Source organism: Burkholderia sp. BCC1993 (assembly GCF_905339865.1).
Classification (GTDB): Bacteria; Pseudomonadota; Gammaproteobacteria; order Burkholderiales; family Burkholderiaceae; genus Burkholderia.
Window position 1 is genome coordinate 212138 of record NZ_CAJPGZ010000011.1, and the last position, 18328, is coordinate 230465.

Genomic DNA, 18328 nt, shown 5'->3' on the forward strand with positions numbered 1-18328 from the left:
TCGTCAGATGAAGTAGTCCGTGTTCTCGCGGCCGAGCATCACGGCGCCGAGGTTCTGGCCGAAGCGGTCCACGTTGTTCGCGTAGTGCGCGCGCGCCGCGTGCAGGTCGAGGAAGCGGCGCACCAGCGGATTGCGGTGATAGATGCCGTTGCCGCCCGCATAGCGCAGCAGCGCGTTCGCGGCCTGGGCGCAACGCTCGGCGACCTGCGCGGACTGGTAGCGGAAATGCACGCGGCGCTCGATCGACACGGCCGGGCCGCCCGTCACCGACGCCATCAGCTCCGCGAAATTGCGCTTGAGCAGCACCTTCATCTCGTCGATCGCGACAGCCGCGTTCGCGCACGCGTTCTGCGCGCCCGGATCGTCGGTCGTCTTCGCGCCGCTGTTGGCCGACACACGCGTGGCCGCATAGCCGGTGAAATCGTCGAGCGCGCCCTGCAGCGCGCCAATGCACGACGTGCACACCGCGCGCACGAAGATCTGCGCGAACGGCAGCCTGAACAGCGGCGCGTCGTTGACGGCCAGGCCCGGGCTCGTGCCCATCATCCCGTCGATCGCCTTGTGCGTGCGGTACGCGGGCACGAACACGTCGTCGACGACGATGTCGTGGCTGCCGGTCGCGCGCAGGCCGAGCACGTCCCAGTCCTGCTGGATCCGGTAGTCGGATTTCGGCAGCAGGAAGGTGCGGTATTCCGGCGGCTGGCCGGCCTCGGCCGGCGGCACCAGCGCGCCGAGGAACACCCATTCGCACAGTTCGCTGCCGCTCGAGAACTTCCAGTGGCCGGACAGGCGGAAGCCGCCGTCGACCGGCGTCACGCGGCCGACCGGCATGTAGGTCGACGCGATCAGCGTCGCGGAATCCTTGCCCCAAACATCCTGCTGCGCGCGCTCGTCGAACAGCGCGAGCTGCCAGTTGTGCACGCCGACGACGCCGTACACCCATGCCGTCGACATGCAGCCGCGCGCGAGCGCCATCTGGATGTCGAAGAAGGTTTGCGGATCGAGCTCGTAGCCGCCGTAGCGTTTCGGCTGCAGCACCTTGAAGAAGCCGGCGGCCTGCATGTCGGCGATCGTCTCGGCCGGGATGCGGCCCTGCGCTTCCGCCTGCGCGGCGCGGCCGGCCAGCGTCGGCGCGAGCGCCTCGGCGCGGGCGATCAGCGTGGCGGCCAGTGCGTTCGAATCGTTGTCGCGATGCACGAATGTCTCCTGTGGAACGGGGGCTGCGCCGCGGCGCCTGCCCCGCTCTCGTTCAAAGTTGTCCGGCGCGGCATGGCCGCGGGCGATGCTCGCCACCACCGATGGTCGGCTTCGCTCGACCGCGCCGCATCGTCCGACCGGACGGGACGACGGGCGCGGCCCCATGCATCACGCGCAGGCGCGTTCCTTCTCGCGGTTGAAGAACGGGATCACGTGCTCGCCGATGTTGCGGATCGTCTCCATCTGCGCTTCGTGCGGCACCGTGCCCATCTGGCACAGGAACAGCACTTCGTCGACGCCGGCTTCCTGCAAGCGGCCGACATAGCCGATGCAGTCGTCCACCGTGCCGTACGCGTGGTTCGGGTTCATCATCGCGAGCGCCGGGTCGGCGAAGTTCACGACGACTTCCTCCGACGCGAAGCGCGAGCGGATCACCATCTCGCCGGTATCGGCCTGCACGAGGTCGTCGCCCCACTTCGCCGGGTCCGGACGCTCGCCGCCCGTGTACCAGTACGCGAGCGATTCCATGAAGTAGCGCTGGCCGCGGATGCCGATCTTGCGGGCAGCCTGGCCGTCGGCCATCACCACCGTCGGGCACAGCGCCGCGAGGTGCTGGGTCGGGCGGAAGCCGACCTGGTCTTCCGGCTTGCGGTTCGCCCATGCCTCGCGGTAGACCGCATTCTTCTTCGCGACTTCGTCCGGGCCGCCGAAGCCGAGCACCAGCGCGCCCATCCCGCGCTGGCCGGCGCGCAGCAGCGCGTCGGTGTTCGTGCACGCGAGATACATCGGCGGATGCGGATCCTGCATCGGCTTCGGATGAATCGGACGCTTCGGGATCTTGATGTACTTGCCATCGTGCTCGATCTCGTCCTGCACGAACATCTTCGGCACGAGGTACATCGATTCGTCGATCATCGGCTGCAGCTCGTTGAGGTCATAACCGAACGCGCCCGCTTCCTGCTGGCTGCCGCCCTTGCCGACGCCGAAATGCACACGGCCGCCGGACAGGATGTCGAGCAGCGCGACGCGCTCGGCGACCTTGATCGGGTGGTTCATCGCGGGCGGCAGGCACACGACGCCGTGGCCGAGGCCGATGCGCGTCGTGCGGCCGGCCAGGTACGCAAGGAAGGTTTCCGGCGCGCTCATGTGCGCATAGTTGGTCAGCGACGTGTGCTCCACGCACCAGATTGTGTCGAAGCCGACCTGCTCGGCGAGCAGCGCCTGTTCGACCGTTTCCTTGAATACCCGGTGGTCGCCCTCGCGCGATGCGTCGGTGGTCTGGGCTTCGTAGATGAGGGAAAACTTCATTGCGTGCGTCTCCATGTATGTTGGACGAGTCGGGGTCGCGCAGCCCGCCCGCACGATACGGACGAGTAGCGACGGTCCACGAATCGAAGTGTCGGCGCGCCGGCTGGCGCGGACATCATCTGTTCGGAGTAGCTGCCCGCCTGCGGGGACAGAGGGGTTTCACGGTCATCCGATCGGACTGCGTGAGCGCGCGAGCGACGCGCTAGCATCGACCGGCGGCGCGTTGCACGCCGCACATATCAAGACAAGGGAGATCCAGGATGAAGGTATCGATGCTGCTGTATCCGGTCGCCGACATCGACACGGCGTTGCCGCTGTTCGTCGACGGACTGGGCCTGAACGTGAAGTTCCGCGACGGCGACCGCTATTGCGCGCTCGACGGCGGCCCGCTGACGATCGCGCTGGTCGCCGGCGACGAGCAGATCGTCGAGCGCGCGGCGCTCACGCTGCGGGTCGATGAGGATGACGACCTTTACGCGGCGATGGCGCGGGTCGTGAAAGCCGGTGCGTCGGTGCGCGTGCCGGTGCAGGCCGGGCCGCACGAATACCGTGCGGTGCTGGAGGACAAGAACGGCGCGCTGCTGGTGATTTCGCAGAAACGCGCGGCATGACACGGCGACGCGCGGGAAGCTGTGCTCGGCGCATGGTGCGCTGCCCCGCCGGCGGCAAGCCGGCCGGATGCCGCGCGAACGGTTGCCGTCGGCTGGCGGAGTGCGCTCCCCCCTTTGCTCGGCCGCGCCGGGCACGCGCAGGTCGCTGGTTTCCAGCAGCTCCAGCGGCGTGCCGGCCGGCTGGCTGAGCCGCTTCGCGGCGAGCGCGATGAATTCGACGTCGGGCAGCGCGGGCGGCCGGTCGCCGTTCAGCGCATCGAGGCATCTTCCCGATGACCACCGGAATCGGTACCATCGAGTGCTTGTAGACCGGCCGCGCGCCGGCGCGCGGCCTGCCGTCGTCGGGCCGCGCCGCCCGTCACGTCGCCGCCGCGCCGGTCGCCGCACTTCCCGTTTCGTCATGTCCCGCGAACCCTCACACTCCGCGCTGCTGTGGATCGTCGCCGCCGCGTTCTTCATGCAGTCGCTCGACACGACGATCGTCAACACCGCGCTGCCGTCGATCGCGCAAAGCCTGCATGCGTCGCCGCTCGCGATGCAGCCGGTCGTGGTCGTCTACACGCTGACGATGGCGATGCTCACACCGGCGTCCGGCTGGCTCGCCGACCGCTTCGGCACGCGCCGCGTGTTCTCGCTCGCCATCCTGGTGTTCTCGCTCGCATCGATCGGCTGCGCGGCGTCGCACACGCTCGGCCAGCTCGTCGTCGCGCGCGCCGTGCAGGGCATCGGCGGCTCGATGCTGCTGCCGATCGGGCGGCTCGCGGTGTTGCGCCGCGTGCCGGGCGAGCGGTACGTCGCGGCGATCGCGTTCGTGTCGATCGCCGCGCAGCTCGGCCCGATCGTCGGGCCGACGCTCGGCGGCTGGCTCACGCAGGCGATTTCCTGGCATTGGGTGTTCATCGTCAACGTGCCGGTCGGCGTGGTCGGCTTCATCGCGGTGCAGCGCTTCCTGCCGCACGACCAGGCGACGCAGCCGCCGCCGTTCGACTTCATCGGCTGCGGGCTGCTGTCGGTCGCGATGATCGCGCTGTCGCTCGCGATCGATCCGCCGATGCCCGCGCACCGCACCGGCTGGGCGATCGGGCTGGCCGTGCTCGGCGTGGCGAGCGCGCTTGCGTACCTGCCCCATGCACGGCGCCGCGCGCAGCCGCTGTTCCGGCTCGGGCTGTTCCGCGAGCCGAACTTCGGCGCGGGGCTGCTCGGCAACCTGCTGTGCCGGATCGGCACGAGCGCGGTGCCGTTCATGCTGCCGCTGCTGATGCAGGTGCAGCTCGGCTATACGCCGCTGCAGTCGGGGATGATGATGCTGCCGGCCGCGATCGCCGGCGTGATCGCGAAGCGCTGGATCGCGCCGCTCGCGAAACGCTTCGGTTATGCGACGTTCCTGGTCGTGAACACGGGGATCGTCGGTGGCGCGATCGCGGGGTTCGCGCTGGTGTCGGCCCGGCCCGCGCCGGCGCTGGAGATCGCGTTGCTGGTCGTGTTCGGCGCCGCGAACTCGATGCAGTTCGCCGCGATGAACGCCGTGACGCTGAAGGGGCTGTCACACGCCGACGCCGGCAGCGGCAACAGCCTGTTCACGATGATGCAGATGCTGGCGATGGGGCTCGGCGTATCGATCGGCGGCGGGCTCGTGAACCTGTTCGCCGCGCATTGGGGCTCGATGGCGAACGGCTTCATGCTGTCGTTCGTCTGCATGGGCGCGGTCACGCTGCTGTCGTCCGTCGTGTTCCGGCGGATCGATACCGCCGCGCCGCCAAGGCCGGTCGCGCCGCGGCCGTCCGCGTGAGCGGCGCCGCGGGCAGACGCGGCCGTCAGTTCATCTGGCGGCGCTCGACGACCCGCTTGAGCACCCAGCGGATCGTCGAACCGTCGGCCGGCGGCTGCGCGACGCGATATTCGTCGACTTCCAGCACATATTGATAGCCGGGCTGGTACGCAAAGCCCTCGATGCCCGCGTACCACAGGCTCCACGGCTCGGCCGGACTGCTGCGCACCTGCAGGCAGTCCATCGGCGCGACGCCCGTGCAGCGCACCGCCTGCGGCGCAACATAAACGGTCCGGGTCACGGGCCGGCCGTCGGCCGGGCGGGCCGCGCGCGCATCCGACGCGGCCGCGCCGGTCTGGCATCCGGCGAGCAGCGCGCTGCCGGCAATCACAGCCGCGCCGAGCAGCGTTCTGGTCTTGCGATTCATCTGATGGTCCTCAGGAAGCGTTGGCGGGCCGATTAGACGAATGGTGCGCCGGCAAAGTTCACAAATTGCTTACAGTATGCGCGCCGCCCCCCTCATTCGTGGGATGTCATGCATGCACGGACGCGTTACCGTATTCCGGTGCAGGCAACCGCGCGCCGCCGCCGGCGGTCCGCATTCGCCCATGCACGCACCCGCACGCCCGGCGCACCGCGACCCGGCGGCGGCAACAGGAGACAACCCGATGACCACGGCGCCCCCGGCCCTTCCCCCGTGCCTTGCCCAATCGAAACTGACGCTCGAGCAGTTCGACGCGCTGCTCGCGACAATCTACGAAGGCCCGCTGGAAGACGTGCCGTGGGGCGGCGCGCTCGAACAGATCCGCGTGCACCTCGGCGCGAACTACGTGACGATGATCCTGCGCTGGCCCGCCAGCGGCCATGCGGGGCTGATGATCAATGCGTCCGCGGCGAGCGCGCCGCTGACAGGCGTCGCGTCGTACAACAACTACTATTACGCGCTCGATCCGTTCGTGAACCTGCCGAGCGATCGCGTCGTCACCGTCGACGAACTGCTCGGCGTCGGCGTGTGGCGCAGCAGCGCGATGTATCGCGAGTTTCTCGAGCCGTTCGACGTCGGCTACCTGATGGGCGCCGACCTGCGCACGCCCGACGGGATCGAATGCCGCTTCCGCGTGTGCCGCTCGCATCACGGCCGCGCGTTCTCGGCGACCGACAAGGCCGTCTGCAACGCGCTGCTGCCGCACCTGAAGCGCGCGGTGCGGCTGCATGCGAAGTTCGGGATGGTCGAATCGGAGCGCACGCTGTATGCGAGCACGATCGACCGCATGCTCGTCGCGACCGCGATCCTCGATGAGCGCGGCACGATCATGAAGACCAATTCCGTCGCGGACGAGATCTTCGCCGAATGCGACGGCCTGCGCGTGCGCGCCGGTGCGCTCGAGGCATCGTATCCGCTGGAGGACCGCAAGCTGCAAAAGCTCATCCGGCAGGTGCTCGCGGAGCGCGCGGGCGGCGCACCGTCGGTCGCGCAGGCGATTGCCGTGCCGCGCCCGTCGGGCAAGCCGCCGCTCGGCGTGCTGATCCGCCCGGTGCCGCTCAGCGAATGGTCGGAGGACAATCCGCGCCGGCCCGCATGCGCGATCTTCATCCGCGATGCGGAGCGCAAGTCGCAGGCGTCGCACGACATCGTGCGGAAACTGTTCGATCTCACGCCGGCCGAGACCGCGCTGGCGCTCGCGCTCGTCAACGGATCGACGCTCGAGGAAGCGGCCGACGAACTCGACATCAGCAAGAACACCGCGCGCTCGCACCTGCGGGCGATCTTTTCCAAGACGGGTGTCACGCGACAGGCGACGCTCGTGCGGATGTTGCTGAACAGCGTGTTGTCGCTGGGGTGAGGCGTTCGACGGGCCGGGAAGCCGGATTCGTGAACGGGTTGCTCCCGATCCCAGCAATACGGCTGTTGACGCCGGAAAGCAGGAAGCGGTCTGCACCGAAACGGCCGATGCAGACGGTATGAGCGCCAGCCGGAAACCCGTTCCGTTTCGCCAAGTCGTGATCGTGTATTACCATCGGCGTTTCCTCGTACGCTTCGTCGCGCCGCGTGCGCCCGCCCAACCACGGGCGAGCCGCGCCCCCTGTTCGCATGACCTCACCCGTTCCGTCCGACACCGCGCTGCGGCCGCAGCCGATCGACGCGCTGACCGTGCCGGCCGCACTCGACGGGCGCGCGGGCACCAATCGCTCGACGAGCGCGCATCCGCAGATCGCCGCGACCCATGATCTCGACGCCGTGCGCGCATGGCTCGCGCGCTTCGTCGATACGCCCACCACGTTCCAGAACTACCGCAAGGAGGCCGAGCGCCTGCTGCTGTGGGCCGTGATCGCGTGCGGCAAGCCGCTGTCGTCGCTCACGCACGAGGATCTCGTCGTGTACCGGCAGTTCCTGCTCGCGCCCGCGCCCGCCGACGTGTGGTGCGCGAACGGCGGCCGCAAGCATCCGCGCGGCGACCCGCGCTGGCGGCCGTTCTACGGGCCGCTGTCGGCGGCCAGCCAGCGGCAGGCGATGGTGATCCTGAACGTGATGTTCTCGTGGCTCGTGCAGGCCGGCTATCTGGCCGGCAATCCGCTCGCGCTGTCGCGGCAGCGGCAACGGCGGCCCGCGCCGCGCGTCACGCGCCATCTCGGGCCGCCGCTGTGGCAGGCGGTCAAGGATGCGATCGCCGCGATGCCGCGCGACGATGCGCGTGCGGCCTTCCATGCGGATCGCGCGCGCTGGGTGTTCACGTTGCTGTATCTCGGCGGGCTGCGCATCACCGAGGCGGCCGACACGACGATGGGGCAATTCTTTGCACGGCGCGATGCGAACGGGCGCGATCGCTGGTGGCTCGACGTGACCGGCAAAGGCGGCCGCCAGCGCCTCGTGCCGGCCACCGCCGAGATGATGGCCGAGCTCGCGCGCTACCGGCGCGCGCATGGCCTGCCCGCGCTGCCGGCCGACGGCGAAGCCACGCCGCTCGTGCTGCCCGCCGGTCGCACGCGCAAGCCGCTCACGCGCGCGGCGCTGCACCGGATCGTGAAGCAGGTGTTCCGGTTCGCGGCCGACCGGTTGCGTGCGCAAGGGGATGCAGGCGAACAACAGGCGCGCGTACTCGAACAGGCATCGGCCCACTGGCTGCGCCACAGCGCGGGTTCGCACATGGCGGATAGCCGCGTCGACCTGCGGCTCGTGCGCGACAACCTCGGACACGTATCGCTGACGACGACGAGCCAGTATCTGCACGCGGACGATGACTGGCGACACAGCGAAACCGAGGAGAAGCACCGGATCGGCTGGTGAACGGCTCGTCGTCCGCCCGCTTCAATACACGGCGACCCAGTGCCCGGACACCCACGCCCAGTGGTTGCCGGCCCAGCGGTAATGACCTTTCGCCCAGCGATAACCGGGTGCGGGCGGCGGCGGCATCACTTCGGCGACCGGCGCAGGCTGCGGCGGCCGCGCGGGTTCGACCACGCACGCGGACAGCAGCGCCGCGCTCGTCGTTACCCATACGGCGAGCGATACGGATCGGATCTTCATCTACGATTCTCCCTGTTGTGTAATCGATCGGTCGGCGGAGGCGAACCCGCGTACGCCGTGCATCGAGTCGTGCATCGAGCTGCGCATCAATCCGCGCATCACGCGGCTCCGCGAACGAGGCCCGTCATCGGCCGCGTCGCGCCGCTTTCCGCGAACAGCGTCGACGCGGTATGAACGGGATCGAGCCGCAGGCTTTCGGCGGCCGCGCCCGCGATCAGCGCGTCGAGCGACGCGGTCGGCTTCAGGTCGCGCCCTTCGTACAGGTCGCCCGGCCGCAGGCCGGGCCAGTCGGCGATCACGCGTCCGCCCGCGACCGCCCCGCCCGCCAGCATCGCGACCGACGCCTGCCCGTGATCGGTGCCGCCCGTGCCGTTCGCGGCGGCCGTGCGACCGAACTCGGTCGCGACGAGTACCGTGGTCTGCTGCCACACGGGCCCGAGACCGTCGCGCAACGCGGCGAGCATCGTGTCGAGCGCCTTCAACTGATTCGCGAGCCGCGCGTTCTGCGCGCTGTGCGTGTCCCAGCCGCCCGTCTCGATCATCGCGATCCGCGGGCCGTCGTCGCGCGCGAGAAACGTCGCCGCGAGCTTGCCGACGCCCGCCGGATCCTGGCGCGCATGCGCGTCGCCGGCCAGACCGCGCGCGGCCATCGCCGATTGCCACAGCGGCCCGAGCTGTGCGTCGGCCTCGTACAGCGCCGACACGCGCGCGAGCAGGTCGTCCGGTGCGGCCGGCAACCCGGACGCCGCATACGACGCGGCCTGCACGCTGCCGCGCAACGCGAGCGGCACCGTCGGCGCGAACGCGATCGCGTTGTCCCGCGTCGCCGGCAACATCGCGGCGAGCCGGTTCAGCCAGCCGTCCTTCACCTGGTACGGCGCGCGCCCGCCCGTCTCGAGCACGTTCTGGCCGTCGAAATGCGAGCGGTCGCGATACGGCGACGCGATCGCGTGGACGAACAGCGCCTCTTTGTCGCGAACCATCTGCGCGGTCTGCACGAGCGACGGATGCAGCGCGAACGTGCCGTCGATGCGGGTCGCCGTCGACGCGTCGATCGCCAGCGGCCCGCGCAACGACGCATACGCGGGTTCCGCATACGGGACGACGATGTTCAGCCCGTCGGCCGCGCCGCGCTGGATCACGAACACGAAGCGCCGGTCGGTTTCGACGTTCGCGAACACGATGCGCGGTGCGACGAGGATCGCGCCCGCACCGGCGGCGGCGATGCTCAGGAAATGTCGACGGGTAAGGGATCGGGCCATGTTCATCTCCGTTGAAAATCGGGCGACACGAGCAGCAGCGCAAGCGACGTGGTCGCGCTCTCGGCACGCGACAGTGCCGTCGCCGTCGTTGCGCTCAGCGAGCCGGCCAGCAGCGTATTGCCGAGCGTGCGCGGGTCGAGCCGGTCGCCCGTGCGTGCGGCAAACCGCTGCGCAATCTCGACACGGCGCACCAGCGCGTCGGGCGCGGCCCAGCTCGCGGCAACATCGTCGTAGCCGGCCGGCGACCCGGGCCGCCACACCGGCTGACCGAGCTGCGCGAGCAGCGGCGCGGCCTTCAGGTCGCCGGTATCGCGCCAGCCGAGCCCGCGCAGCGACGACACGGCCCACTCCCACGGCGTCTTGAACTTGCGATTGACCGGCGACCATGCGTCCGGCGCATCGACCAGCACACGATAGACGGTCGGCAAATCCCCGCCGCTCGCATCGAATGCACGGGCGAGCCGGTCGGTGAGCGCGGGCGGCGGATTGTCGGCGACGAAATGACGGGCGAGCTGGAACGCGACATGCCGGCCCGTCGCCGGCGAACGCGCCAGATCGCTCAGGATCGCACGCGCTTGCGCGTCGCCCGGCTGATCGTAGATGCGGCCCATCACCGTGCGCGCGCCCGGTTCGTGCAGCTTCGGGCGGAACACGAACGCGCCGGGCGCCGCATCGCCGGGCTGCGGCCCGCGTCCGCCGGCAATGCTCCAGCCGGTCAGCGCGCGCGCGAATTCCGTCACGTCCGTTTGCGTGTAGCCGGTGCGTACCCCGAGCGTGTGCAGCTCCATGATTTCGCGCGCGAGGTTCTCGTTGAGGCCGCGCCGTGCCGCCGGCTGGCGGGCTTCGGCGCGCAGCGCGGCCGGGCTGTCGGGGCCGACCGAGCGCGCCTGGTCGAGGAACAGCTGCATCGCGGGATGCTGCTCGACGGCGACGAGCATGTCCTCGAAGCGGCCGAGCACGTGCGGGCGGATCGCATCGCGCTCGAATGCGCCCGCATACGCGGCAACCGGCCCCTTGTCGACCGACACCGCGAAATGGTTCGACCAGAAATGCACCAGACGCTCGACGAACGGCGTGGACGTGGCGAGCGCGCTGTTCAACCGCGCGGTGACGGCGCTGCGATAGGCGTCATGGCCGTCGCGACGGATCGACTGCGCACTCGCGCGCCTGGCCGCCGCGTCGTCGCTCGTCATCGTGTTGCGGGTCGTCGCGAAGCGCGTGGCGAGCGTGATCGCGTCCGGCTCGCCGGCCCATGCGGCCGGCCTCGGGTCGTAGCGGTCGAGCTGGGCGACCAGCGCGGCCTTCGGATCGGCAGGCGGCGCTTCGTCGGCCCGCGCGCCGAGACCGAAACGGTTCAGCGCGATGGCGGCCGGTGAGATGTCGTTCGGGTGGTTCATGACGGGGGCTCTCGCGATGCGGACCCGTGTTTAACGGAGGGTCGCGGGAAATCCGTCGCGCGACCGACAGATATTTTTTTGCCTTGCCACGCTTGCAGCGTATGCCTTGCTGTTTGCTTTCAAATGACGCCGAAAATTCACCGGACAGCGCACCGCGCGTCTTGCAAGGGATCGCGAAGCAGGATGTCGCGATCCACCGGCGTGATGCCGGTTTTGTTCTATCTTCCCGTTTTTGCCCCTGATTAACTGACGATCAATCTCGTTGGCCGACAAGGCGGGCACCATGAAACTGACCAGGATCGCTTTCGCTCTTCTCGGCTTGATCTGGGGATCCAACTTCATCTACATGAAATGGGCGGCGGCGTGGATCAGCCCGATGCAGATCGCCTTCCTGCGCGTCCTGTTCGGCTTCCTGCCGCTGGCGTTCGCCGCATGGCGTCAGCGCGCGATCCATCGGAGCCAGGCACGACATCTGCCGCACTTCTTCGTCATGGCGTCAATCGCGACAGCGCTCTACTACGTGGCCATCGTGAAAGGCACGGCGCTGCTGCCATCGGGGATCGCGGGCGTGTTGGGCGGCTCGATCGCGATCTTCACCGCGATCTTTTCGCTGTTGTTCCTCAGAACCGAGAAAATGAACCGGCTGATGGCATCCGGGATCGTCGCGGGTTTTGCCGGCGTCGTACTGATTGCGCGCCCGTGGGAAGGCGCGGGAAATCCGGTCGATCCGGCGGGTGTCGCGTGGATGTTGGCAGGCGCGATCATCCTCGGGCTTTCGTACGTCTACGTGAAGCGCTTTCTGTCGCCGTTCGGCCTTCAGCCGCTCGCGCTGGTGACGTGGCAGATGGGTCTGGCGTTGCTGATTCTTGCCGTGCTGACGGACTTCACCGGAATCGATCGCATCTTTCACGACTGGCGTGCCGCGTGCGGTGTTGCGGTGGGACTCGGTCTGCTGGGGACCGGCATCGCTTACCTGCTCTATTACTTTCTGCTACAGGAACTTGGGCCCGTTGCCGCGTCGGGTTCGACGTACATCACGCCCACGGTTGCACTCCTGATCGGCTGGGCAGCCGGCGAACACGTCGGCATGCTGGAAGCGAGTGCGATCGCGTTGGTGCTCGTCGGTATCGCGATGCTGCAGATCGGCCGGCAACGATCGGCTCGCGACCTTGCTCGATCGACACAGGCCGCGAGTACTCGAACCTGAAGTCCTGCATGGCATGCCGCACTTTCGTCCGCTTGTCCTTCCCGCAAAGCCAGCTGGACTCAAAGGAATGCGAAGTGGCGACATGACATCAACTGCGGCGATCACCCCAGCTCGAACGACGTCACCCCGAACACGCGGTCGATCGCGATCGCGGGCGCTTCCTTCGTATACATCCGCGCGGTTTCGAAGACGCTCGACATGCCGTGCCGTTCCGCCAGCGCGACGGCCGCGGGATTCGTTTCCGGCACGTCCAGCACGATCACCTCGCCGGGCATGCGCGCCGCCAGCGCGCGAAACAGCCCCGTGGCGACGCCGGCGTCATCGGCGAACAGCGGGCCGATCTTGCAGCCCGCGTTGCAGCGGCGCACGACGCCGTATCCGATGATGCGACCCGCGTCGACCGTTGCGAGCGCAACGGCATCCGGTTGCGCGAGCCACGCGGAGACGAAACGCGCGCGCGGCGCAGGAAAACACTGGCGATCGTACGCCAGCAACTGCTCGAACGGGACATCGGCCGCCGCGGCCACGTGCGCGCATCCGATGCCGTCCACGCGCCCCTGATAGCGGATGTTGCGATACGCGAGCCGGAACCCGGACTTCCGGTAGTTCGCCTGCTGGGCCACGACACCGTCGAGACCGATATTGCGGTCTCCCAGGTAACGCATGCCGTGCCGCCAGATTCGCATGCCGAAGCCTTTGCCGCGAAACCCGGGTTTCACGATGTACAGACCGATGAAGCCGAAGCGTTCGTCATACGCGACGGCAGCAAGGCACGCGACCGGCTCGCCACGCCACACGCCGACGAAAAAACCGGCCGGGTCCGCTTCCCTGAAACACGGCGGATCATGCAGGCCAGGGTTCCACCCTTCGGCTGCCGCCCATTCGACCGACATGGCCACCTCGTCGGCCGACATGGTGCGCACGATCAAGTCTTCGCTTCGATCCATGGTTCGCCTCCGTCGCGGCACTCGAGATCGCCGCCAACCGATTCGCGAGCATGACGCATCGTCACGCCACGCCAGTTACTGGCTCCCCGCCGCGTCGCGCTTCTTCTGAAACCTCGCCGGCAGCCGCCAGTTCCCGCTGCGCCGCAACCCGTCGACGAATTTCACGCGCTCATCCGGCGTCAGCGTCGCCGCGAAATCGACGATGCTGCGCTCGACCTGCCCCCGCAATGCACTATCGGCCGCCCGCGTCCGATCGAGCGCCGCGTCGATCGCCGCGCGATCGAGCTGCGGCGCCGCCAGCAGATCCAGCACCGTGATCCGCCCGTCACGCCCTTCCCGCGCGGAATCCCGGCCTTCCTTGCGCGCCGCCTTCAGCGCCGTCGCAAACGCTTGCTGACGCGCGTCGGACAATTCGTCCGCGGCGAACCGCAATGCCGTACGCTGTCCGGGCATCCCGGCCCCATCCAGGCCACGATGCGTCGAAAACCACCGATACGCGCCGCCGCCGATCGCACCGAACATGAACACGTTCAACACGACCGACCCGACGAGCATGAATTTCCAGCCGCGTTCGCTCATTCGTCGCCTCCGTCGATGCCCGGGCCGCCGAACGTCGTCGTCAGGTAGCCCGGTTCGTGTTGCGCGATCGGCGCGCTGCCGAGCATCAGCATCGACACGGCCACCGCGCCCGCCAGCGCGCCGGCCAGCCCGACGCCCGCGAACGCCGCGCCCGACCACCACACCGTGCCCCGGCGCCGCGCACGCTGCGGCGCGGGCGCCGACGCGACGATGCGTTCGACGAGCGCCGGCGCGGGCGGCGCGACCGTATCCTGCATGAGCCAGGCATCGAGCTCGGCGGCATCGTCGAGCGCCGCGAGCGCGTCGCGCGGATGCGCTTGCGCCCACGCTTCGGCCGCCGCGCGTTCGTCGCGCGGCCAGCGCCGCGCATCCGAGCCGTACGCGGCGACGATGGTACGGAATCGTTCGGGTGTCATCGCTTGTCCTCGCTAGGTGGGTCGCCGGCCAGTTGCGCGCGCAGGTTGCGCCTCGCGCGCGCGAGCAGGCTTTCCAGCGCATCGACGGTGATGCCCATCAGGTTGGCCGCTTCAACGTTCGACATGTCCTGATAGTACTGGAGCACGAGCGCTTCCCGCTGCCTGGGCGGCAACGCGGCGAGCGCCTCGCGCACGCGCGCATCGCGCGCGCGCAACTCCGCGTGCGCGGCCGGCTCGGGTTGCGGGTCGGGCACGTCGGGCAGCGTGTCGACCGGCTCCTCGCGCCGCCCGCGCAACCGGTCGTAGCACAGGTTCAGCACCACGCGATGCAGCCACGTGTCGAAGCGCGCTTCGCCATCCCGCCAGCGCGGCGCGTGATGCCAGATCCGCAGGAAGGTTTCCTGCGCAACGTCTTCGGCTTCGGTCCGGTCGCCGAGCATGCGCGTCGCGAGCGCAAGCAGGCGCGGCAGCTTGCGTGCGACGAGCACGCGCACGGCCGACGTGTCGCGCGCGCCGACCCGCGCGACGAGTTCCGCGTCCGGATCGGCGTCGCTCAACGCGGGCTGCTCCGCCATGCGCGGCGCGCACGCCGCATGCTGCCGGCGGGCAGGCCCGCCGTCCGGCTGAAGCTCATCGTCGTGCTCTCCTTGCATGCGTCGGGCCGGCGCCGCACGGCGCCATGCCGGCGCGTCCACGGCGCGTCGCGCGCCGTGCCCGGCATCCGCCAGGCCGGTTTCGTCGACATCCGGTTCGAACGGCATATCGATCCTGTCGATCGCCAGCCGGCCGGCGCGATCAATATACGACGACCGGCGCGGGCCGGTAATACACCGGACGCGCCGGCACCACGACGCAGCCGGCCAGCACGACGGCCGCGGCTGTCAGGATCACGATGGTTCGAAACGGCATGGCTCGACGGAAAAGGTTGTGTGGAAGTCCCGCCGCACCTGCGCTGCGCGCCGCGCGGCACCTTGCGCGTCACGCCCAGTGACCCGGCACCCAGCGCCAGTTCGGGCCGCGCGCGGCCCAGTGCCCGGGCACCCAGCGATAGCCGACGCGCACCGCTTGCCAATGCCCGGGGATCCACACGTAGCGGCCCTGCCGCCAGTGCCAGTGGCCCTGATCCCATACGTAGCCCGCGCGCGGCGCCGGCATCACTTCGACGCGCGGCGGCGGCGGCGCGACCGGCGCGACGATGACGGCCTGCGCGAATGCGGCGGAGGTCGCCAGCGCGGCCACGCATCCCGCGGCAAACCGTAATGAAATGGAAAGTTTCATGCAAGACTCCGAAGCGTCGTGTCGCGAACGTGATGGCCGGACGTGGCCGTTCGTTCGTTAAACGACGCATGCGGAAAAATCCGTCGCGACGCGCACAAATAAATTTCCTCCGCACCGGCAACGCCACACTCACCCGGCGATGCATCGGGTCCGGGCGCGGATGACCGTCTGTCACAACCCGGCAAAACTGCGCTTCGACAATGCGTTTCACCGGGATCCCGCTCGTTTCCGGCCCACGCCCCGGACGCGCTCGCGCACGGCCGGACGGTTCCGCATTTCGCGTGCCACTCAACGAAAATACGATCATGTCGAACCAGGACAACTTCCCCGCCGAGTCGAATGAGCCGGCCGCTTCCGTATCGCGTCGCGGCTTCCTGAAACTGGCCGGCGTCTCCGGCCTCGCCACCGCTGCGGGCGGGCTCGCGGGCGCCCGTGCCGCCGGGTCGAACCCGGACGGCACCCCCGAACAGGTGCACCTGACATGGGGCAGCGACCCGACGTCGGAAGTCGCGATCTCGTGGGCATCGCTCGCGCCGGCCGTCAATCCGCGGGCGCGGATCGTCGCCGACGGCGAACCGGCACGCACCGTGCACGGCGTGCAGCGCCTTTACACCGACGGCCTGAACGGCGAAACGGTGTTCACGTACCACGCACGCGTGCACGGCCTGAAGCCGAATACGCGCTACCGCTACGAACTGACGGCCGACAACGACAGCAATTCCGCGCAGCCGTTTGCCGCGACCTTCACGACCGCGCCGCGCGGGCGCGCACCGTTCCGCTTCACGAGCTACGGCGACCTCGCGACGCCGAACGGCGCATGGGTGCTGTCGTCGCCGCAAAGCCGCTTCGCGGTGCAGGCCGTCGAGCAGTTCCAGCCGCTGTTCCACCTGCTGAACGGCGACCTCTGCTACGCGAACCTGAACCCCGCGCATCAGCCGGAGGTGTGGCGCGACTTCGGCAACAACAACCAGACGTCGGCCGCGAACCGCCCGTGGATGCCGTGCCCGGGCAATCACGAGATCGAATTCAACAACGGCCCGCAGGGGCTCGACTCGTACCTCGCGCGCTACACGCTGCCGGAGAACGGCACGCGCTTTCCGGGCCGTTGGTACAGCTTCCGCGTGAGCTCGGTGCTGTTCATCTCGCTCGACGCCGACGACGTCGTGTACCAGGATGCGGCCGCGTTCGTCGGCGGCCCCGCTCCGCTCGTGCCGGCCGCGAGCACCGGCCGCGCGCCGATCGAACCGGGCACGTCGTTCTACGTGCGCGGCTACAGCGACGGCGTGCAGACGCGCTGGCTCGAGCACACGCTGCGTCAAGCGTCGCACGATGACGACATCGACTGGATCGTCGTGCAGATGCACCAGGACGCGCTGAGCTCGTCGAAGACGGGCAACGGCTCGGACAAGGGCATCCGCGAGGCGTGGCTGCCGCTGTTCGACCGTTACGGCGTCGACCTCGTGCTGTGCGGTCACGATCACGACTACGAGCGCAGCTACCCGGTGCGCGGCTGCAATCACCGCGCGGGCGTCGATGCATCGACCGGCGAAGTCGTCGAGACGCTGCAGCCGCGTCCCGTCGGGTCGACCGATCCCGACCGCACGACCTTCGACACGAGCCACGGCACGATCCACCTGATCCTCGGCGGCGGCGGCACCAGTGCGCCGCTCGACGTGTACGGCGAGAACCCGGCGACCGGCTTTGCGCAGGCCAAGGTCTTCACGAGGCCGAACCGGCCGGTGCCGGGCGCCGCGCCGAACACGTTCGTGCGCAAGCCGGCCGATGCGCTGGAGGATGCGATCTGGTCCGCGCGCCGCGATACGGGCACCGGCTACGGGATCGCCGTGTTCGACCACGATCCGGGCAAGCCGGGCGGCCACACGACGATCACGATGCGCTACTACCATGCGCCGGGCGCGGATCAGCACCCGAGCGCACAGTACGAGCTGTTCGAGACGATCGAGCTGAGCAAGAAGCGCCGCGAGCGCTGATGCGACGGCCGCCCGCGGCGCGTGATCGCGCGGCGGGCGGCCGGGGTTGGCGCGTGCGGGACGGCGCGCGCGACGCGCTGATGGATACGGCGAATACGTGACGGGCTGCGCCATGCGGAGCGGCTGCGTCGATTCGACCGCCGCACCTTGCATGCGCATCGGCGCGCCGGTTTCCACCGCAAGCCGCGTTGCCGCTACCGTGCCCCTAGCTTCGCGATTCCAGCGCGATACGCACGGCCAGTCCGGCCAGCACGGTCCCCATCAACCAGCGCTGCACCCGCGCCCAGACGGGCCGACCGGCAAGAAACCCCGCGATCGAGCCGGCCATGCTCGCGATCAGCGCATTCACGCAGACACTGACCGCGATCTGCACGCAGCCCAGTGCCAGCGATTGCGCGAGCACGCTGCCGCGCCCAGGCGCAATGAACTGCGGCAGCAGCGACAGGTACATCACCGCGATCTTCGGGTTCGCGAGGTTGGTGACGAAGCCCATCGTGAAGAGCCGTGCGCGGCTGTCGTGCGGCAGTTGCCGCACCTGGAACGCGGAGCGGCCGCCCGGCTTGAGCGCCTGCCACGCGAGATACGACAGGTACAGCGCGCCGGATAAACGCAGCGCGTCATACGCGTACGGCACGGTCATCACCAGCGCGGTAATGCCGAATGCCGCGCAGAACATGTAGAACACGAACCCCAGCGCGACGCCGCCGAGCGACACCAGCCCCGCACGGCGGCCCTGGCAGATCGAGCGGGAGATCAGGTAAAGCATGTTCGGGCCGGGCGTCAGGACCATGCCGAGCGATACGAGTCCGAAAGCAATCAGGGTGGGCAAGGCCGGCATGGC

General features: G+C 69.2%; 18 protein-coding genes and 1 pseudogene. 6 read left to right on the forward strand and 13 right to left on the reverse strand.

Features of this window, described 5'->3' with window-relative positions; genetic code table 11:
* Positions 1 to 3: 3 nt before the first annotated feature.
* Together U4Y91_RS20200 and U4Y91_RS20205 are read right to left on the reverse strand one after the other, a co-directional pair.
* Positions 4 to 1197, reverse strand: coding sequence for an acyl-CoA dehydrogenase family protein (locus U4Y91_RS20200; protein WP_124570890.1), 1194 nt, complete (start codon positions 1195 to 1197; stop codon positions 4 to 6).
* A gap of 168 nt (positions 1198 to 1365) precedes the next feature.
* Positions 1366 to 2505: an LLM class flavin-dependent oxidoreductase gene (locus U4Y91_RS20205; RefSeq protein WP_321806554.1), complete on the reverse strand. Its 1140-nt coding sequence runs from the start codon at positions 2503 to 2505 to the stop codon at positions 1366 to 1368.
* A 260-nt stretch (positions 2506 to 2765) separates the two neighbouring features.
* Here U4Y91_RS20205 and U4Y91_RS20210 point away from each other — a divergent pair, with 260 nt between their 5' ends.
* On the forward strand, positions 2766 to 3116 hold the full coding sequence (locus U4Y91_RS20210; protein WP_043190962.1) for a VOC family protein: 351 nt from the start codon (positions 2766 to 2768) through the stop codon (positions 3114 to 3116).
* A 117-nt stretch (positions 3117 to 3233) separates the two neighbouring features.
* Here U4Y91_RS20210 and U4Y91_RS20215 read toward each other — a convergent pair.
* Positions 3234 to 3368: pseudogene (locus tag U4Y91_RS20215) on the reverse strand (LysR family transcriptional regulator); the annotation flags it as partial.
* A 148-nt stretch (positions 3369 to 3516) separates the two neighbouring features.
* Between U4Y91_RS20215 and U4Y91_RS20220 the strand changes: the two are divergent.
* The gene (locus U4Y91_RS20220; RefSeq protein ID WP_321806555.1) at positions 3517 to 4905 is read left to right on the forward strand and encodes a DHA2 family efflux MFS transporter permease subunit; all 1389 of its coding nucleotides are present in this window, start codon (positions 3517 to 3519) and stop codon (positions 4903 to 4905) included.
* 25 nt (positions 4906 to 4930) lie between these two features.
* Here the strand turns inward: U4Y91_RS20220 and U4Y91_RS20225 are convergent, their stop codons facing one another.
* Positions 4931 to 5311, reverse strand: a complete 381-nt coding sequence (locus U4Y91_RS20225; protein ID WP_321806556.1) for a DUF4377 domain-containing protein — start codon at positions 5309 to 5311, stop codon at positions 4931 to 4933.
* 241 nt (positions 5312 to 5552) lie between these two features.
* Between U4Y91_RS20225 and U4Y91_RS20230 the strand changes: the two genes are divergently transcribed.
* Both U4Y91_RS20230 and U4Y91_RS20235 read left to right on the forward strand, forming a co-directional pair.
* Complete coding sequence (locus U4Y91_RS20230) at positions 5553 to 6728, forward strand: helix-turn-helix transcriptional regulator (protein WP_321806557.1); 1176 nt, start codon at positions 5553 to 5555, stop codon at positions 6726 to 6728.
* Positions 6729 to 6976: 248 nt separating this feature from the next.
* Entirely contained in the window at positions 6977 to 8170 is a 1194-nt protein-coding gene (locus U4Y91_RS20235; RefSeq protein ID WP_321806558.1) for a tyrosine-type recombinase/integrase, read from the forward strand.
* A gap of 21 nt (positions 8171 to 8191) precedes the next feature.
* On the opposite strand, the gene U4Y91_RS20240 is transcribed toward U4Y91_RS20235, so the two are convergent.
* The 3 genes from U4Y91_RS20240 to U4Y91_RS20250 form a co-directional block, all read right to left on the reverse strand.
* Complete coding sequence (locus U4Y91_RS20240) at positions 8192 to 8410, reverse strand: YXWGXW repeat-containing protein (protein ID WP_321806559.1); 219 nt, start codon at positions 8408 to 8410, stop codon at positions 8192 to 8194.
* Between the two features lie 98 nt (positions 8411 to 8508).
* Complete coding sequence (locus tag U4Y91_RS20245) at positions 8509 to 9672, reverse strand: DUF1501 domain-containing protein (protein WP_321806560.1); 1164 nt, start codon at positions 9670 to 9672, stop codon at positions 8509 to 8511.
* A gap of 2 nt (positions 9673 to 9674) precedes the next feature.
* Complete coding sequence (locus U4Y91_RS20250) at positions 9675 to 11069, reverse strand: DUF1800 domain-containing protein (protein ID WP_321806561.1); 1395 nt, start codon at positions 11067 to 11069, stop codon at positions 9675 to 9677.
* A gap of 283 nt (positions 11070 to 11352) precedes the next feature.
* On the opposite strand from U4Y91_RS20250, the gene U4Y91_RS20255 reads away from it, so the two are divergent.
* Positions 11353 to 12276 carry a DMT family transporter gene (locus tag U4Y91_RS20255; protein ID WP_321806562.1) on the forward strand — a complete coding sequence of 308 codons (924 nt, stop codon included), beginning with the start codon at positions 11353 to 11355 and terminating at the stop codon, positions 12274 to 12276.
* Positions 12277 to 12377: 101 nt separating this feature from the next.
* Here U4Y91_RS20255 and U4Y91_RS20260 read toward each other — a convergent pair whose 3' ends face one another.
* From U4Y91_RS20260 to U4Y91_RS20280, 5 genes are all read right to left on the reverse strand, one after another.
* Entirely contained in the window at positions 12378 to 13223 is an 846-nt protein-coding gene (locus U4Y91_RS20260) for a GNAT family N-acetyltransferase (protein WP_321806563.1), read from the reverse strand.
* 75 nt (positions 13224 to 13298) lie between these two features.
* Positions 13299 to 13802, reverse strand: coding sequence for a periplasmic heavy metal sensor (locus U4Y91_RS20265; RefSeq protein WP_321806564.1), 504 nt, complete (start codon positions 13800 to 13802; stop codon positions 13299 to 13301).
* On the reverse strand, positions 13799 to 14218 hold the full coding sequence (locus tag U4Y91_RS20270; RefSeq protein WP_321806565.1) for a hypothetical protein: 420 nt from the start codon (positions 14216 to 14218) through the stop codon (positions 13799 to 13801). Before U4Y91_RS20270 ends, U4Y91_RS20265 begins: the two co-directional genes overlap by 4 nt.
* Entirely contained in the window at positions 14215 to 14979 is a 765-nt protein-coding gene (locus U4Y91_RS20275; RefSeq protein ID WP_321806566.1) for an RNA polymerase sigma factor, read from the reverse strand. Before U4Y91_RS20275 ends, U4Y91_RS20270 begins: the two co-directional genes overlap by 4 nt.
* 217 nt (positions 14980 to 15196) lie before the next feature.
* Positions 15197 to 15496 (reverse strand): YXWGXW repeat-containing protein, encoded by a 300-nt coding sequence (locus U4Y91_RS20280; protein ID WP_321806567.1) that lies wholly within the window; start codon positions 15494 to 15496, stop codon positions 15197 to 15199.
* Between the two features lie 305 nt (positions 15497 to 15801).
* On the opposite strand from U4Y91_RS20280, the gene U4Y91_RS20285 reads away from it, so the two are divergent.
* On the forward strand, positions 15802 to 17487 hold the full coding sequence (locus U4Y91_RS20285) for a metallophosphoesterase family protein (protein WP_321806568.1): 1686 nt from the start codon (positions 15802 to 15804) through the stop codon (positions 17485 to 17487).
* Between the two features lie 205 nt (positions 17488 to 17692).
* Here the strand turns inward: U4Y91_RS20285 and U4Y91_RS20290 are convergent, their stop codons facing one another.
* Positions 17693 to 18325: a LysE family translocator gene (locus U4Y91_RS20290; protein WP_321806569.1), complete on the reverse strand. Its 633-nt coding sequence runs from the start codon at positions 18323 to 18325 to the stop codon at positions 17693 to 17695.
* Positions 18326 to 18328 lie beyond the last annotated feature (3 nt).

What these genes read in the sequence shown, in the direction of transcription:
- U4Y91_RS20270 (WP_321806565.1), bottom strand. Translation starts at nt 14,218, where the DNA reads ATGACACCCGAACGATTCCGTACCATCGTCGCCGCGTACGGCTCGGAT.
- U4Y91_RS20205 (WP_321806554.1), bottom strand. Translation starts at nt 2,505, where the DNA reads ATGAAGTTTTCCCTCATCTACGAAGCCCAGACCACCGACGCATCGCGC.
- U4Y91_RS20235 (WP_321806558.1), top strand. Translation starts at nt 6,977, where the DNA reads ATGACCTCACCCGTTCCGTCCGACACCGCGCTGCGGCCGCAGCCGATC.
- U4Y91_RS20245 (WP_321806560.1), bottom strand. Translation starts at nt 9,672, where the DNA reads ATGGCCCGATCCCTTACCCGTCGACATTTCCTGAGCATCGCCGCCGCC.
- U4Y91_RS20220 (WP_321806555.1), top strand. Translation starts at nt 3,517, where the DNA reads ATGTCCCGCGAACCCTCACACTCCGCGCTGCTGTGGATCGTCGCCGCC.
- U4Y91_RS20275 (WP_321806566.1), bottom strand. Translation starts at nt 14,979, where the DNA reads ATGCCGTTCGAACCGGATGTCGACGAAACCGGCCTGGCGGATGCCGGG.
- U4Y91_RS20285 (WP_321806568.1), top strand. Translation starts at nt 15,802, where the DNA reads ATGTCGAACCAGGACAACTTCCCCGCCGAGTCGAATGAGCCGGCCGCT.
- U4Y91_RS20265 (WP_321806564.1), bottom strand. Translation starts at nt 13,802, where the DNA reads ATGAGCGAACGCGGCTGGAAATTCATGCTCGTCGGGTCGGTCGTGTTG.
- U4Y91_RS20280 (WP_321806567.1), bottom strand. Translation starts at nt 15,496, where the DNA reads ATGAAACTTTCCATTTCATTACGGTTTGCCGCGGGATGCGTGGCCGCG.
- U4Y91_RS20255 (WP_321806562.1), top strand. Translation starts at nt 11,353, where the DNA reads ATGAAACTGACCAGGATCGCTTTCGCTCTTCTCGGCTTGATCTGGGGA.
- U4Y91_RS20260 (WP_321806563.1), bottom strand. Translation starts at nt 13,223, where the DNA reads ATGGATCGAAGCGAAGACTTGATCGTGCGCACCATGTCGGCCGACGAG.
- U4Y91_RS20240 (WP_321806559.1), bottom strand. Translation starts at nt 8,410, where the DNA reads ATGAAGATCCGATCCGTATCGCTCGCCGTATGGGTAACGACGAGCGCG.
- U4Y91_RS20225 (WP_321806556.1), bottom strand. Translation starts at nt 5,311, where the DNA reads ATGAATCGCAAGACCAGAACGCTGCTCGGCGCGGCTGTGATTGCCGGC.
- U4Y91_RS20230 (WP_321806557.1), top strand. Translation starts at nt 5,553, where the DNA reads ATGACCACGGCGCCCCCGGCCCTTCCCCCGTGCCTTGCCCAATCGAAA.
- U4Y91_RS20290 (WP_321806569.1), bottom strand. Translation starts at nt 18,325, where the DNA reads ATGCCGGCCTTGCCCACCCTGATTGCTTTCGGACTCGTATCGCTCGGC.
- U4Y91_RS20210 (WP_043190962.1), top strand. Translation starts at nt 2,766, where the DNA reads ATGAAGGTATCGATGCTGCTGTATCCGGTCGCCGACATCGACACGGCG.
- U4Y91_RS20250 (WP_321806561.1), bottom strand. Translation starts at nt 11,069, where the DNA reads ATGAACCACCCGAACGACATCTCACCGGCCGCCATCGCGCTGAACCGT.